This window comes from Ancylobacter crimeensis (genome assembly GCF_023016805.1).
Classification (GTDB): Bacteria; Pseudomonadota; Alphaproteobacteria; order Rhizobiales; family Xanthobacteraceae; genus Ancylobacter; species Ancylobacter crimeensis.
Genome location: NZ_JALKCH010000018.1, coordinates 1 through 15,613 on the forward strand (window position 1 = coordinate 1; position 15,613 = coordinate 15,613).

Genomic DNA, 15,613 nt, shown 5'->3' on the forward strand with positions numbered 1-15,613 from the left:
CGATGAGGGAGAGATAGGCCCGGCACCGCGGCATTGCCAGTTGTGTTTTTGTGCAATGCATATTGCATTTATGCACGGAACTGCAGAATCTGAGATTTTTGAGATATCAAAATCCATCCATACGCCCGGAATAATGGCCGTCAGTTCAATCTATATGGCCAGTATGCAATCTGTTGCGGGCACTCTCCAAATGCGGCGTCATCTCGCATGACAGGCTCGCATTCCGCCGCCTTGTGCGGGACCCAACCCCATGGCACTTGCTGATCATGACGTTTTCCGCCGCATCTTCCTCCGCCACGCATCGAGCCGCTGTCCCCGTGAACGACGCCAAGCTGCCGCCGATCGAGCCCGCCTTCTCCCAGCTCGCCCCCCGCTATGATGTGGTGCTCTGCGACATCTGGGGCGTGCTGCACAACGGACATGTCGGCTTTCCCGCTGCGTCGGAGGCGTTGCAGCGATTGCGCGCGGCCGGCGGCACGGTGGTACTGGTCTCCAATGCACCGCGCCCGAAGGAAGAGGTGGCCGGCATCCTCGACGGCTTCGACGTGCCGCGCAGCGCCTATGACGCGATCGTCTCTTCCGGCGAGGTGACCCTTGCGCTGCTGCGGGAGACCCCGGAGGTCGCCATTCATCATCTCGGCCCGCAGCGCGATGCCGGGCTCATCGCCCGCACCGCCAACCCCAAGGTCGGGCTGGACGATGCGCGGCTCGTGGTCTGCACCGGGCTTCTCAACGAAAACGAGGAGACGCCGGAGGACTATCGTGCGCTCTTCACCCGCCTCAGGGAGCGCGGCCTGCCGATGATCTGCGCCAATCCCGACATCGTCGTGGAGCGCGGGGGCGATCTGCTGTGGTGCGCCGGGGCGTTGTGCGAGCTTTACGCCGAACTCGGCGGCGAGGTTGCGTGGTGCGGCAAGCCGCATCCGCCGATCTATGATCTGGCGCTGGAAACCGCCGCCCGGCTGCGCGGCCGGCCGGTGGAGCGCGCGCGGGTGCTCGCCATCGGCGATGCGCTGCGCACCGATCTCGCCGGCGCGCTCGGGGCGGGGGTGGCCTGCCTGTTCGTCGCCGGCGGCATCCATGCCGGCGAACTCGGCATAGAGCGCGGCGGCGCGATCGAGCCGGGCGCGCTGGCGCGGCTGCTGGCCGACGGGCCGGGAGCGCCCGTGGCGGTCACGACATGTCTCGCCTGGTAAACCGCTCCGCCCCAGGTAGCCTGCCAGAGGGTGGCCGCTCGCGTCCGCCGGCCGGTCCTCATCTTGACGAGCGGGCGCGGCAGCGCCAGTTTGCCCGCCCCGATGGACGACATGATCCAACCCACTATGCCCTCCCCCTTCTTCATCCTCACCGGCAATGAGCCGCTGCCGCTCTCCCTTCATGGAGCGGTGGTCGCGATCGGCAATTTCGACGGGGTGCATCGCGGCCATCGCGCGGTGATCGGCACGGCGCTCGACGAGGCCCATGCCAGTGGCCGTCCGGCCCTCGCCTTGACGTTCGAGCCCCATCCGCGTGCCTTCTTCCGCCCCGGCGAGACGATGTTCCGCCTGACCCCGGTGGACGAGAAGCTGGCGCGACTGGCCGAGACCGGGCTCGACGGCGCGGTGGTGCTGGCCTTCGATGCGGCACTGGCGGCGCTCGACGCCGAAACCTTCGTCCGCGAGGTTCTGGTCGAGCGACTCCACGCCGGGGCGGTGGTCGCAGGCTTCGACTTCCATTTCGGCAAGGGTCGCGGCGGCTCGCCCGCCTTTCTGCGCGAGGCGGGGCAGCTCTACGGCTTCGACGTCGCCATCGTGCCGCCGCTGCTCGACGACGGAGCGCAGATCTCCTCCAGCGCGATCCGCGCCGCGCTGGCGCAGGGCCGAGTGGAGCAGGCCGCCGACATGCTGGGGCGCCCGTTCTCCATCGAGGCGGAGGTCATCCATGGCGACAAGCGCGGGCGTGATCTCGGCTACCCGACCGCGAATATGCGGCTCGACCCAGCCATCGCGCTCGCCCACGGCATCTATGCGGTGACCGCGGACGTGGACGGCGTGCGCCATCCCGGTGTCGCCAGCTTCGGCCGGCGGCCGACCTTCGACGACGGCGCGCCGCGGCTCGAAACCTTCATCTTCGACTTTTCCGGCGACCTCTACGGCAAGACCGTGCGTATCGCCTTCCATGCCCATCTGCGCCCGGAGCTGAAATTCGACAGCATCGAGGCCCTCGTCGAGCAGATGGACCTCGACAGCGCGGCGGCCCGCTCGGCGCTGGCCGGCGTGCGCATGGGTCCGATCGGCGGGGCCTGACGCGCCGCGCTTTAACCCGTCCCGCTTTCCGCCCGTTCACAGCGTTCTTGCGCACCCCGGACGCACCGCTTAAACCGGGCTCCGAATGAAGGAGCGCGCCATGACGAGCCGCAATTCCGATAACCGGAACGCCACGGACACCGCGGAAGCGAACGCGGACAGCCTCGCCGCGCCGGCGCGGGACTATTCCGCCACGCTGTTCCTGCCGCAGACGGACTTTCCGATGCGCGCCGGCCTGCCCCAGCGCGAGCCCGAATGGCTGGCCCGCTGGGAGGAAATCGGCCTTTATGCCCGCCAGCGCGCGGCGGGGGAGGGGCGTCCGCGCTTCGTGCTGCATGACGGTCCGCCCTATGCGAATGGCAACATCCATATCGGCCACGCGCTCAACAAGATCCTGAAGGACGTGGTGGTGCGCTCGCAGGGCGCGCTCGGCCACGATTCCAACTATGTGCCCGGCTGGGACTGCCACGGTCTTCCGATCGAGTGGAAGATCGAGGAGGAGAACTACCGCAAGAAGGGCAAGGTGAAGCCCGACTTCGCCGATGCCGCCGCCATGGTCGCCTTCCGCCAGGAGTGTCGAGCCTATGCCGCGCACTGGATCGACGAGCAGCGCCGCGAATTCAAGCGGCTCGGCGTCGAGGGCGACTGGGCGCATCCCTATGTGACCATGAGCTTCGACGCGGAAGCCCAGATCGCCCGCGAGATCATGAAGTTCGCCGCCAACGGCCTGCTCTATCGCGGCTCGAAGCCGGTGATGTGGTCGGTGGTCGAGAATACCGCGCTGGCCGAGGCGGAGGTCGAGTATCACGACCACACCTCCACCACGATCTATGTGAAGTTCCCCGTCACCGGCTACCGCGAATGCGTCTCGGCGACCGAATTGCAGCCGGCGGACAAGGCGGACGACATCCACCTGTTCCCGTCCTATGAGGGTGCCTCCGTCGTCATCTGGACGACGACCCCCTGGACCATCCCCGGCAACCGGGCCATCGCCTTCTCGCCGGACGTCACCTATGCCGTCTACGAGGTGACCGAGGCCCCGGCCGACAACTGGGCGAAGGTGGGCGAGCACTTCATCCTTGCCGACAAGCTGGCGGAGGAGGTGTTCAAGGCCGCCCGCGTCAGCGGCTATGAGCGCCGCAGGGAGGTGGATCCCACCCATCTGGTCTGCGCCCATCCGTTCCGCGGGGTCGAGGGCACGAGGGGCTATTTCGATTTCCCGGTGCCCGTGGTCGCCGGCGACTTCGTGACCGACGATACCGGCACCGGCTTCGTCCACATGGCCCCCGGCCATGGCGCGGACGACTTCAATCTCTTCATGGCGCGCCATCTCGGCGAGGTGCCGCACACCGTCGGGCCGGACGGCTATTATTACGATCACGTCCCGCTCTTCGCCGGCCATCGGGTGATGGACGAGAAGGGCAAGGACGGCGACGCCAACGACACCGTCATCAAGGCGCTGATGGCAGCGGACCGCATCATCGCGCGCGGCCGGCTGAAGCATCAATATCCGCACAGCTGGCGTTCCAAGGCGCCCGTCATCTTCCGCAACACGCCGCAATGGTTCATCGCGATGGACAAGGACGTCGCGGCGACGGACGGCACCACCACCGACGGCGACACGCTGCGCGTCCGCGCGCTCGGGGCGATTGCCGAGGTGCAGTGGGTGCCGGAGGTGGGGCGCAACCGCATCAACGGCATGATCGAGAATCGCCCGGACTGGGTGGTGTCGCGCCAGCGCGCCTGGGGCGTGCCGATCGCCGTCTTCGTCAAGGCGAAGGGCGACGGCTCGGTCGAGATCCTGCGCGACGAGAAGGTGAACGAACGCATCGCGGCCGCCTTCGCCGCCGAGGGTGCCGATGCCTGGTACAAGGACGGCGCGGCCGCCCGCTTCCTCGGCAACGACTACAGCACCGAGGAATGGCGCAAGGTCGACGACATCCTCGACGTGTGGTTCGATTCCGGCTCCACCCACGCCTTCACGCTGGAGGTGCGTCCCGACCTCAAGGTGAAGCGCGCCTTCGCCGGCGGACCGGACCGGGTGATGTATCTGGAGGGTTCGGACCAGCACCGCGGCTGGTTCCATTCCTCCCTGCTGGAAAGCTGCGGCACCCGCGGCCGGGCGCCCTATGACGTGGTGCTGACCCATGGCTTCGTGCTCGACGAGCAGGGCCGCAAGATGTCGAAGTCGGTCGGCAACGTCGTCGCCCCGCAGGAGGTCATCAAGACCTCCGGCGCCGACATCCTGCGGCTGTGGGTCTGCGCCTCGGACTATTCGGACGACCTGCGCATCGGCCCGGAGATCCTGAAGACCACGGTGGAGACCTACCGCAAGCTGCGCAACACGCTGCGCTGGCTGCTCGGCTCGCTGCACCATTATCGCGAGAGCGAGCGGGTCGCCTATGCCGACATGCCGGCGCTGGAGCGCATGGTGCTGCACCGGCTGTTCGAGCTCGACACGGTGGTGCGCGAAGCCTATGCGGCCTTCGACTTCAAGCGCGTCAACGCCGCGCTGACCCAGTTCATGACCGCCGAGCTTTCGGCCTTCTATTTCGATGTCCGCAAGGACGCGCTCTATTGCGACCCGATCTCCTCGATCACCCGGCGGGCCTGCCTCACGGTGCTGGACGAGGTGTTCCGGCGGCTGGTCATATGGCTGGCGCCGATCCTGCCCTTCACCGCCGAGGAAACGTGGCTTTCGCGCTTCCCCTCGCAGGACGGATCGGTGCATCTGGAGCTGTTCCCGCAGACGCCTTTGAAGTGGCGCGACGACACGCTGGCGGACGAATGGCGCAAGATCCGCCAGGTGCGCCGCGTCGTGCTCGGCGCGCTGGAGGTCGAGCGCGCGGCCAAGCGCATCGGCTCCTCGCTGGAGGCCGCGCCGGTCGTCCATGTCACCGATCCGGGACTGTTCGCGGCGGTGAGCGCGGTGGACCTCGCCGAGGTGTGCATCACCTCGGACGCCCACCTCACCCCGACGGAAGCGCCCGCCGGCGCCTTCCGGCTCGACGAGGTGCCGGGCGTCGCGGTGGTGCCGATGCGGGCGGAAGGACACAAATGCGCCCGCTCATGGAAGATCTCGCCGCTCGTGGGCACGGATCCGGACTACCCGGACGTGACCCCGCGCGACGCACGGGCGCTGCGCGAGCTGGCGAGCGCCCGCCGCGCGGCGGAATGAACCGATGAGACTGCGCCTGTTCGGGCCGCTGAGCTGGTTCGGCCTCCTGGTCGCTCTCGCCGTCCTCGTCGCCGACCAGGCGACGAAGATCGGCGTGATGCGGTTCGTCGATTTCGGCCCGGACGGACTCGTTCCGGTGATGCCTTTCATGGACCTCGTCGTCACCTGGAACACGGGCATCAGCTATGGGCTGTTCGCCCAGGGGGCGGATGGCTGGTGGGTGCTCGGCCTGTTCAAGCTGGTGGCGGCCATCGCCTTCACCTTCTGGCTGGCGCGGGTGACGCGCCGGGTGGAGGCGCTCGCGCTCGGCCTGCTGATCGGCGGTGCGCTCGGCAACGCCATCGACCGCGCCGCCTATGGCGCGGTGTTCGACTTCGTGTCGTTGCACGCCTTCGGCTTCCATTGGTATATCTTCAACATTGCCGATGTGGCGATCGTCGCCGGCGTCGGTGTGCTGCTCTATGATTCTTTCTTCGGTCGCGCCGCAAAATCGCCGCCCTCCGGTGGCAGGTGACGGTGGGGCCATGGCCCGGGTCGGGGCACGCCGGTGAGTTCTGGATGCGCCATGAAACCCGACGGCAGGAGATGACACGCATGAAGATGCCCGCTCGCCCACTTTCCAGGATCGTCGCCGCCGGTCGCCGCGCGACCTTGGTGCGTGCCGCGCGTGGCCTCGCTGCTGCCAGCCTCTTCCTCGCCCCCTTGACCCCTTTCGTTCCCCTGGCAGCCAGCGCACAGGACGCGCCGGACGTCAGCATCACCGAGAAGGTGCTGAGCGGCATCGGCCTCGTCGCTCCCACCCAGCCGGACATCGACTATCGCGAGCGCGCCCCGCTGGTGGTGCCGCCCAATGCCGAGATGCTGCCGCCCCCGCGCGACGCCAATGCAGTGGCCGCCAATCCGCAATGGCCGAAGGATTTCGACAAGGAGCAGGCGCGCAGGGAAGCCGCGCTCGAGGCCGCAACACCGGGCATCAACAGCAAGCAGGGGGGCATCAATCCCCGCACGCTGTCTCCCAGCGAGATCAGCAAGGGCTACAAGTCCGGGCAGGCCGGCGGCAGCGGCTTCAAGACCCGCGGCGACAACCGGCTTTCGGTCCGCGAACTCGACTTCAAGGGCTGGGGCAGTTTCGGGCAGCCGGAAAAGCCGATGGTGTTCACCGGCGAGCCGGAGCGCGAATCGCTGGTGCAGCCGCCGCCCGGCTACCAGACCCCCTCGCCGAATGCCGTCTATGGCACGGTCGAGGAGAAGAAGAAGCCGTGGACGCTGCCGAGCCTGTTCGACCGCACGCAGCCGAACAAGGACAACTGACGCGCGCCGAGTCGGCGCGCCGTCTTTCGGCTGTCTCGCCGATCTTTATTCCGGCTCTTCGGCCTGCCGCGCCGTGTCCGCGGCCAAGCGCAGCCCGCGGTCGGTTTCATGGCCGAGCCGGGACCCGGTGGCGCGCAGTCCCCTGATCGCCCCCGGCTGTCCGGGAATGACGGCTTTTTCGCCCGGCTCGGGCAGCTTTCGTGAATTCGCGGTAAGGTGCTCACGTCGCGGTGAGGCGGCGGGGTGCGGGCGTCGCGTTCCGTTGCGTCGATCGCTACATTGGGTCGAACCGTCGCCGCGCTGCCGCCCCAGGGTGGTGCGCCCCGAACCGGAAGACAGCTTCGTGACAGCCTCCCGCGTAACTGGAACGTTCATGTCCGCTTTCATCTTCGCCGCCAGCGCCGCCGCCGGACTCGCCACGGTCGCCGCACCCACCGCCGCGCGTGCCGCCGAGGTTTCCGAATTCACTCTGGAGAACGGGATGCAGGTCGTGGTCGTGCCCGACCACCGCACGCCCGTCGTGACTCATATGGTGTGGTATCGCGTCGGCTCGGCGGACGAGCATCCGGGCAAGTCGGGCATCGCCCATTTCCTCGAGCACCTGATGTTCAAGGGCACCGCCCAGCATCCGGCCGGGCAGTTCTCGCAGGTCGTGGCGACGCTGGGCGGGCAGGAGAACGCCTTCACCTCGCAGGACTACACCGCCTATTTCCAGCGTGTCGCCAAGGAGCATCTCGGCACGGTGATGGGCTTCGAGGCCGACCGCATGACCGGCCTCGTGCTCACCGACGAGGTTGTGCTGCCGGAGCGTGACGTGGTGCTGGAGGAGCGTCGGATGCGCACCGACAACGACCCCGGCTCGCAGCTCTCCGAGGCCGCGCAGGCCGCGATGTACACCAACCACCCCTATGGCCATCCCATCATCGGCTGGGAGGAGGAGATCGCCTCCCTCAACCGCGAGGATGCGCTCGCCTTCTATCGCCGCTTCTACACCCCCAACAACGCCATTCTCGTCGTTGCCGGCGACGTGACGGCGGACGAGGTTCGCGCCCTCGCCGAGAAGACCTATGGCACGGTCGCCCGCCGTGCCGAGATCGGCCCGCGCGAGCGGCCGAAGGAGCCCGAGCCGCGTGCCGAGCGGCGGGTCTCGCTCGCCGATGGCCGGGTCGCGCAGCCCAGCCTGTCGCGCGCCTATCTGGTCCCGCCCTATCGCACCGCGCCGAAGGAGAGCGTCGCGCTCGATGTGCTGGCGCAGGTGCTCGGCGGCGGCTCGACCGGCCGGCTCTACCGCACGCTGGTGGTGGAGAAGGGTCTCGCCGCCGGCGCCAGCGCCTGGTACCAGAGCACGGCGCTGGACGAGACGCGCTTCGGCATCTCGCTCTCGCCACGCCCCGAGGTGAAGATGGAAGGGCTGGAGGCCGCGCTCGACGCCGCCATCGCCCGCATCGCCGCCGAGGGTCCGGAGGCCGGCGAGCTGGAACGCGCCAAGACCCGCCTGGTGGCCGATGCCATCTACGCACAGGACAACCAGGCGACGCTGGCCCGCATCTATGGCGCGGCGCTCGCCACCGGCACCACGGTCGACGACGTTAAGAACTGGCCAGCCGAGGTGAAGGCGGTCACCGCGGAGGAGGTGCGCGACGTCGCCCGCCGCTACCTGGTGCCCGCCCGTGCCGTCACCGGCTATCTGCTGAAACCGTCCGCCGCCCCCGAGGTCGCGGCCCCGGCGCCGGAGAAGCGCTCGTGAGCGCGCCGCCCGCCGCCGAGTGGCCTGCTTCTGTGCCGCAGACGGGCCGTGCCGCTCCCTTCGTCCGCCTCGGCGCCTTCCTTCATCGTTCCTTCCTTGCGGTTCCGCTCGCCATGACCATTGCTCTCGTCGCTGCCCCGCCCGCCCAGTCCGAAACCACCCGCATCCAGCGCGTGGTGAGTCCCGGTGGCATCGAGGCGTGGCTGGTGCATGACACCACCCTGCCGCTGGTGGCGATGGAGTTCGCCTTTGTCGGCGGCGCCGCGCAGGATCCGGCGGGCAAGCCGGGGGTTGCAAGCCTCACCGGCTCGCTGCTCGACGAGGGCGCCGGCGATCTCGATGCCCGCACCTTCCAAGACCGGCTCGCCGAGAAGGCGATCGAGATGCGCTTCGATGCCAGCCGCGACACGCTGACCGGCTCGCTGCGCACGTTGTCCGAGAATGTCGACGCCGCTTTCGAGCTGACCCGGCTGGCGGTCAACGCACCCCGCTTCGACGATGAAGCCGTGGAGCGCATCCGCGAGGCCCAGCTCGCCTCGTTGCGCCGCCGCTCGACCGACCCGCAGACCCAGGCCAGCCTCGCCTGGACCGCCACCGCCTTCCCGAACCATCCCTATGGACGGCCGGTCGACGGCACGCTGGAGAGCGTGCCGGCCATCACGCGCGCCGATTTGGTCACTTATGCCGGCAAGGTGATGGCGCGCGACCATCTCAAGATCGCGGTGGTCGGCGACATCACCCCCGACCGACTCGGCCCGGCGCTCGACCGCATCTTCGGCGCGCTGCCGGAAAAGGCCCAGCTCGTGCTGGTGCCGGACATCGCCCCCCAGGGGCTCGGCACGGTGCAGGTGAAGGCGCTCGACGTGCCGCAGGCCTCCATCGTGTTCGGCGGCATCGGGCTGGAGCGCAAGGATCCCGACTTCATTCCGGCCTTCGTGCTCAACCACATGCTGGGCGGCAGCGCCTTTTCCTCCCGCCTGTTCCGCGAGGTGCGGGAAAAGCGCGGGCTGGCCTATTCGGTCTATTCCTACCTTGCCGCCTTCGACCATGCCGGCGTACTGCTCGGCGGCACCGCGACCAAGAACGACCGCGCGGGCGAATCGATGACGCTGATCCGCGAGGAATATCTCAAGCTGCTGCAGGACGGGCCGAGCGAGCAGGAACTCGCCGATGCCAAGAGCTATCTGATCGGCTCCTTCGCGCTGCGCTTCGATTCCTCGGCCAAGGTCGCCTCGCAGCTTCTGCAGATCCAGCTCGACGACCTCGGCATCGACTATATCGACAAGCGCAACGATCTGGTCGCCGCGGTGACGCTGGACGACATAAGGCGCGTGTCGCGGCGCTTCGCGGCCAATCCGAACCTGCTGTTCTCCGTGGTGGGCAAGCCGACCAACCTGCCGTCCGACATGCCGTCCAACGTTCCGCCAGAGGCGGCGAAGGGCGGGTGAGCGGCAAGGGCGGGACCCGCCTTTTGCCGCATTCGCGGCTCGGCCCCACTCTCGCCACTGCGACCGGGTTGATATAAGCCGGAATCGCGCCGGAACGCCGTGCCGTCCTTCGGGCGGCACGGCTGCCGTCGTCCCGCGGGGGCGGGCGACGGTATGGGGCGCGACCATTCGGCCTTTGGGGAGTGTGCGCATGACGCTTGGGATGCTCGGGACGTTTGGGATGCTCGGGTCCGGGGTCCTCCGGTTCGAAACGGACGGGAAGGGCCGCGCGCCGCACAAGGTTGCGGGCTTGGCCGCACGGCTCGCGGTGATGGCGGCGCTCGGCCTTGGCCTTGCCGGCTGCGGCAGCAGCGCCGGAACGGGCGGCGCCCCCGCCCCGGCGGGTACGACCTCCACCGGCACGCCGAACTGGTCTGCTCTCCTGGGCGGCCAGACGCAGCAGCCGGCGCCTGCGGCCACACCGGCCGGCGCGCCCGGCGCGACCGAATTCGACCCGCGCACCTATGGCTGCCCCAAGATCGAGATTCGCGGCGGAGCGGCTGTCTGGCAGGTCAACGACAAGAGCGACGGCGGCCTGCGCTATCAGGCCACGATCGTCCAGACCGCGCGGGACTGCATGTTCGCCCGCCCGGACATGACGATGAAGATCGGCATCCAGGGCCGCGTGCTGCTGGGCCCGAAGGGCGGCCCGGGCGCGCTCACCATCCCGCTGCGCATCGCCGTGGTGGAGGAGGGACCGACTCCGAAGACGGTGTGGACCAAGCTCTACACCGCGCAGGTGCAGGTGCCGCCCAACGAGTTGCAGGTCGATTTCAACATCGTCGCGGCCGATGTGACCTTCCCGCTGCCCGACCCCAAGGTGCTGGAGCGCTACGTGGTCTATCTCGGCTTCGATTCGCAGGCCGGTGCTGCCGCCGAGGCGCGGTCGAAGCCGGCGGCCAAGCCGCGCGCGCCCAAGCCCGCTGCCCCGCGCAAGCCCAAGCCCGCGGCCGCCCCGGTTTCCGAGCCGGACAGCGAGCCCACCGCGAGCGAGCCGCCCGCCGTCTCCGCTCCGGCGGCCGCTCCCGCAGCACCCGCTCCGGCCGCGACCCAGCCGGCGCAGAGCGCGCCCGCCCAGCAATGGATCGGCGCTCCGGCCCCGGCGACCGGCGGCTTCAACTGACAGCACGGCCTGTGCATTGGAAAAGGGCGCCTGCGGGCGCCCTTTTTCATTGCCGGGTGACGAGCCGCGTTTCCCGCCCCGTCGGCCATGATCTCCCGGAATGCGCCGCCGAGCGGCGGCCTACGTTCCGGCCCGGAGTCGCGGGCGACAGCCCTTCCCGCGGGGGTGGCGTCGCCCGAGTGGCGGGATGGCCTCAGTGTCCCTCATCCTCGTCGCCGCTCAGATGGCCCCGCCGGACATTCTGCACGAAGCGCCAGATGGCGAAGGCGACGATGGGAACGGCGATCGCGGTGGCGAGGCCGACATCGACATGCACCCCCATCTCCTCCAGCCGGAGATGAAGGCCTTCCATGACGTAGTGGAAGATGCTGATGACGTAATAGGTGATGGCCGCGACCGAGAGCCCCTCGACCGTCTGCTGCAGGCGAAGCTGCATCCGCGTGCGCTTGTTCATCGAGCGCAGCAGGTCGCGGTTCTGCTGTTCCAGCTCGACGTCGACGCGGGTGCGCAGCAGGTTGGCGGCGCTGGAGAGTTTGGTCGAGAGGTTGGCCTGCCGGTCCTCGATGCCCTGGCAGGTGCGCATCGCCGGGTGCATGCGCCGGGTGAGGAACTGGCGGATCGTGGGAAAGCCCGGCACCGGCCGCTCGCCGATATTGGCCAGCCGTTCCTCGACGATCTGGCCATAGGCGCGGCTGGCGCCGAAGCGGAACAGCGAGGCCGCCGAATCGGCCTCCAGCTCGGCGGCGAGGCCGGTCAGCTCCTCCAGCAGGCGGCGGTTCTCGGCGAGGCCCTCGGTGTTGCGCATGGTCGCGGTCATCGCACCGAGCCGGCCTTCCATCTGCGCCACGGTGGGAGCGAGGCGCTGGGCTTCCGGCAGGCCGAGCAAGGCGAGGGTACGGTAGGTCTCGATCTCCAGCAGGCGCTGGATCAGCGCGCCGGCGGCGTCCGCCGTCATGCCGCGGTCGCGCACGAGGAGGCGGACGAAGCCGGAGGCATCGGGCTGGAAATCGGTCGCGATCTCGGCGAGGCCGTCCTCGACGTCGGAGCGGGCGAGGCTGGCGCGGTCGAACAGCCGCTCCAGCGGCAGCGCGTCGGAGGTGTCGGTCACGAGCTGCAGGTCGATGGCGACCAGCAGCGGACCGGGCTGCGGCACCTGCGCGAAGATCGCGGCGAAGCTGCCCGAGCTCGGCTGGAAGGGCAGGCCGCCCTCCACGATGTCCTCGCTCGGCAGCTCCCAGGTGTAGGTCGTGAACTCGGCATGTCGTTCCCAGCGCACCGTCGCCCCGCCGAAGGAGACGCGGTGCTGCTTGCCGTCGCGCGCCGGTCCGGGCTGGCCCCGGGCGGCGCAGAGCGCGGCGAAGGCGGCGCGGTCGGCCAACGCCTGCGGGCGGTCGACGATGAAGGCCATGTGGAAGATGCGGGTCGGCGTGCGCACCGGGACGAAGGGGCGCGCATGCAGCTCGCCGAGCACCGCGGCGCGCAATCGGTGGGGCACCATCGCTCCACCCGGCAGCGGCTGCGGCTGTGCCGGGTGCGCGCCCTTGGCGGGGGCGGGCGTGGCGGAAGGGCTGGCCCCGGCAGCGGCGGGCGGAGGAACGGACGACACGGCGATACTCCGGTTCGGCGACGATGAGGGCGGTGCCGCCCGCAGGGGGAGGCGGCGTTAACGCTGTCGATACGTGACGGCGGCACCGTGGGAACCGGGCCGGCCCCTTCTCGGTTGCACGGGGACGCGACGCTGGCAAGCGCGTCGGAGGTGGGTTGCGCCAGGCGTGCGGATCCGCCGGACGCAGCGGATGGCTACCGAATCGCGTCTGGACAGCTGCGCCGGCGACACGCAGCATGCTGGAACCGGTCGCCGGGCGACGGCCGAAGGAGGATGAAGGTGGGGAACGTGGGACGAGACGATTCGAGGGGCATGATCGGGCGTGGGGCTTATGAACTGAAGCGGCGCAGGGGGGCGGTGGCGCTCGCCCGGCCGGTACCCCAGCCCGGGATCCGGCTGCTGCACGCTGTTTTCCTCGCTCTCGCGCTTCTGCTGGCGCTTCTCGCGCTGCCCCGCCCGGCCGATGCCGCGCCCCGCTCGTCCGCCTCCAGCGCCGCTCCGCGGGTCTATCTGCTGCGCGGCCTCGCCAACATCTTCTCGCTCGGCATGGACGACCTCGCCGCCAAGCTCAAGGCGAACGGCGTGCAGGCCAGCGTCCATGCCTATCCCGATTGGGAAGCCATCGCCGCCAGCGAGCAGGCCGTCGGCGGTCGCCGTCCGGTGATCGTCATCGGCCATTCGCTTGGCGCCGACGCCGCGGTGAATCTTGGCAACCGGCTCGCCGCGACCGGGGTCAGCGTGCCGCTGGTGGTGACGTTCGATCCCATCACCCCGCCTGGCGTCTCGCCGCGGATCGGGCGGGTGGTGAACTACTTCCAGGGCACCGGCGAGGGCAAGCGCCTCGCCGGCCGCACCGTGCGCAATGTCGACGTCTCGGGACCCGACGTCGATCACTTCAACATCGACAAGCAGCCGACCCTGCACCAGCAGGTGATCGCGATGATCGTTGGCAGCGGCAAGGCGGTGGCGCGCTCGCGGGTGAAGCCGCGCAGCTCGGCCGGTTCCGACGTGGCGAAGAGGCCGGTTGCCGACGTTCCCGCCTCCGCCGCCGCCCAGCCCGCGGCGGGCACCGCCCCAATCCCGACCGCTCCCGCCCCGACCGCCAGCGTCGCCGGCGCTCGGCTCTGAAGGAGCCAATCGGACATTTCCCTTCATTCGTCCTTGGTCTGAAAAGTTTACCATGGCGGCGGACGGTGACATTCCTCTAGAATGGGTCAAAAGACCTGAGCCCCCGTCGCGTGCTTTGCGCGCGGGGCGCCCATTCGGAGGTACGCCATGTCCGGGAACGCCACGTCCGGGATCGTCATGCCGGAGCCGAACGCCGACGTAATCGCGCGCCGCGCGGAGATCGTCGCGGCGATGCGCGCCATCGTGCCAGGCGAAGGTGTGATCGACGCGGTCAACGAGATGCGGCCCTTCGAGACCGACGGCCTCACCGCCTACAAGCAGCTTCCGCTCGCCGTGGTGTTGCCTTCGACGACGGAACAGGTGTCGCGGATCCTTGCCTATTGCCACCGAAACGGCATCCGCGTGGTGCCGCGCGGGGCCGGCACCGGGCTTTCCGGTGGCGCCCTGCCGCTGGCGGACGCGATCCTGCTCGGCATGGGCAAGTTCAACCGCATCCTCGATATCGACTTCGACAACCGCACCGTCACCGCCCAGCCGGGCGTCACCAATCTCGGCATCACCACGGCGGTGGCCCATGCCGGCTTCTATTACGCGCCCGACCCCTCCTCGCAGATCGCCTGCACCATCGGCGGCAATGTCGCGGAGAATTCGGGGGGCGTGCACTGCCTGAAATACGGCCTTACCACCAACAACGTCATGGGCGTCGAACTGGTGCTGATCACCGGCGAGGTGATGCGCATCGGCGGCAAGCACCTCGATTCCGGCGGGCTGGACCTGCTCGGCATCCTGGTCGGCTCGGAAGGGCTGCTCGGCGTCGTCACCGAGGTGACGGTGCGCATCCTCAAGAAGCCCGAGACGGCGCGCGCGGTGCTGGTCGGCTTTCCGTCCTCCGAGGCGGCGGGCGAATGCGTGGCGCGCATCATCGGCGCCGGCATCATTCCCGGCGGCATGGAGATGATGGACCGCCTCGCCATCCATGCGGCGGAGGCCTTCGTGAAGGTCGGCTACCCGCTCGACGTCGAGGCGCTGCTCATCGTCGAGCTCGACGGCCCTGAGGCCGAGGTGCACCATCTCATCGAGCGGGTGGCGCAGATCGCGAGCGAACTCGGCTGCATCACGCTCCGCGCCTCCAATTCGGAGGAGGAGCGCGCCGCCTTCTGGGCCGGGCGCAAGGCGGCCTTTCCGGCGGTCGGGCGCATCTCGCCGGACTATCTGTGCATGGATGGCACCATTCCGCGCAAGGCGCTGCCGCTGGTGCTCGCGCGTATGGAGGAATTGGCCCGCCAGCACGGGCTGCAATGCGCCAATGTGTTCCACGCCGGCGACGGCAACCTGCACCCGCTCATCCTCTATGATGCCTCCAAGCCCGGCGAGCTGGAGGCGGCCGAGCGGTTCGGCGCCGACATCCTGCTGCTCTGCGTCGAGGTCGGCGGCGTGCTCACCGGCGAGCATGGGGTCGGCATCGAGAAGCGCGACCTGATGCCCTCGATGTTCGACGAGACCGACCTCGCCCACCAGCAGCGGCTGAAATGCGCCTTCGACCCGGATTCGCTGCTCAATCCCGGCAAGGTGTTTCCGCAACTGCACCGCTGTGCGGAGCTCGGGCGCATGCATGTGAGCCGCGGGCAGCTGCCCTTCCCGAATATTCCCCGGTTCTGACCGATGCGTGCGCGTGCCATCCCCCATGAGGGTCTGCCATCCCGGCCGAAAGCGAAGCCGCGAAGCCGGCGCCATGCGCCGTCCGGGAT

Annotated in this window: 12 protein-coding genes; 11 read left to right on the plus strand and 1 reads right to left on the minus strand. The window is 69.2% G+C overall.

Annotation, left to right across the window (positions count from 1 at the left end; genetic code table 11):
- The 9 genes from MWN34_RS19190 to MWN34_RS19230 form a co-directional block, all read left to right on the plus strand.
- Positions 1-211: hypothetical protein (locus MWN34_RS19190; protein WP_247030928.1), on the plus strand; the 211-nt coding region annotated here is incomplete at its 5' end.
- Positions 212-317: 106 nt separating this feature from the next.
- A complete protein-coding gene (locus MWN34_RS19195; protein WP_247030929.1) occupies positions 318-1,196 on the plus strand; it encodes a TIGR01459 family HAD-type hydrolase in 879 nt (292 codons plus the stop codon).
- A 111-nt stretch (positions 1,197-1,307) separates the two neighbouring features.
- On the plus strand, positions 1,308-2,285 hold the full coding sequence (locus MWN34_RS19200; protein WP_247030930.1) for a bifunctional riboflavin kinase/FAD synthetase: 978 nt from the start codon (positions 1,308-1,310) through the stop codon (positions 2,283-2,285).
- Between the two features lie 100 nt (positions 2,286-2,385).
- Positions 2,386-5,463, plus strand: coding sequence for an isoleucine--tRNA ligase (gene ileS, locus MWN34_RS19205; protein WP_247030931.1), 3,078 nt, complete (start codon positions 2,386-2,388; stop codon positions 5,461-5,463).
- A 4-nt stretch (positions 5,464-5,467) separates the two neighbouring features.
- Complete coding sequence (gene lspA, locus MWN34_RS19210; protein WP_247030932.1) at positions 5,468-5,977, plus strand: signal peptidase II; 510 nt, start codon at positions 5,468-5,470, stop codon at positions 5,975-5,977.
- A gap of 80 nt (positions 5,978-6,057) precedes the next feature.
- Positions 6,058-6,774, plus strand: coding sequence for a hypothetical protein (locus tag MWN34_RS19215; RefSeq protein WP_247030933.1), 717 nt, complete (start codon positions 6,058-6,060; stop codon positions 6,772-6,774).
- A gap of 373 nt (positions 6,775-7,147) precedes the next feature.
- The gene (locus tag MWN34_RS19220; RefSeq protein ID WP_247030934.1) at positions 7,148-8,521 is read left to right on the plus strand and encodes a M16 family metallopeptidase; all 1,374 of its coding nucleotides are present in this window, start codon (positions 7,148-7,150) and stop codon (positions 8,519-8,521) included.
- On the plus strand, positions 8,518-9,969 hold the full coding sequence (locus tag MWN34_RS19225; RefSeq protein WP_247030935.1) for a M16 family metallopeptidase: 1,452 nt from the start codon (positions 8,518-8,520) through the stop codon (positions 9,967-9,969). The genes MWN34_RS19220 and MWN34_RS19225 overlap by 4 nt, the downstream gene beginning before the upstream one ends.
- A 289-nt stretch (positions 9,970-10,258) precedes the next feature.
- Positions 10,259-11,131, plus strand: a complete 873-nt coding sequence (locus MWN34_RS19230; RefSeq protein WP_247030936.1) for a hypothetical protein — start codon at positions 10,259-10,261, stop codon at positions 11,129-11,131.
- A 193-nt stretch (positions 11,132-11,324) separates the two neighbouring features.
- On the opposite strand, the gene MWN34_RS19235 is transcribed toward MWN34_RS19230, so the two are convergent.
- Positions 11,325-12,629, minus strand: a complete 1,305-nt coding sequence (locus tag MWN34_RS19235) for a DUF3422 family protein (RefSeq protein ID WP_247030948.1) — start codon at positions 12,627-12,629, stop codon at positions 11,325-11,327.
- A gap of 420 nt (positions 12,630-13,049) precedes the next feature.
- Here MWN34_RS19235 and MWN34_RS19240 point away from each other — a divergent pair, with 420 nt between their 5' ends.
- A complete protein-coding gene (locus MWN34_RS19240; protein ID WP_247030937.1) occupies positions 13,050-13,865 on the plus strand; it encodes an alpha/beta hydrolase family protein in 816 nt (271 codons plus the stop codon).
- A gap of 147 nt (positions 13,866-14,012) precedes the next feature.
- Positions 14,013-15,524 carry an FAD-linked oxidase C-terminal domain-containing protein gene (locus MWN34_RS19245; RefSeq protein WP_247030938.1) on the plus strand — a complete coding sequence of 504 codons (1,512 nt, stop codon included), beginning with the start codon at positions 14,013-14,015 and terminating at the stop codon, positions 15,522-15,524.
- Positions 15,525-15,613: the final 89 nt, after the last annotated feature.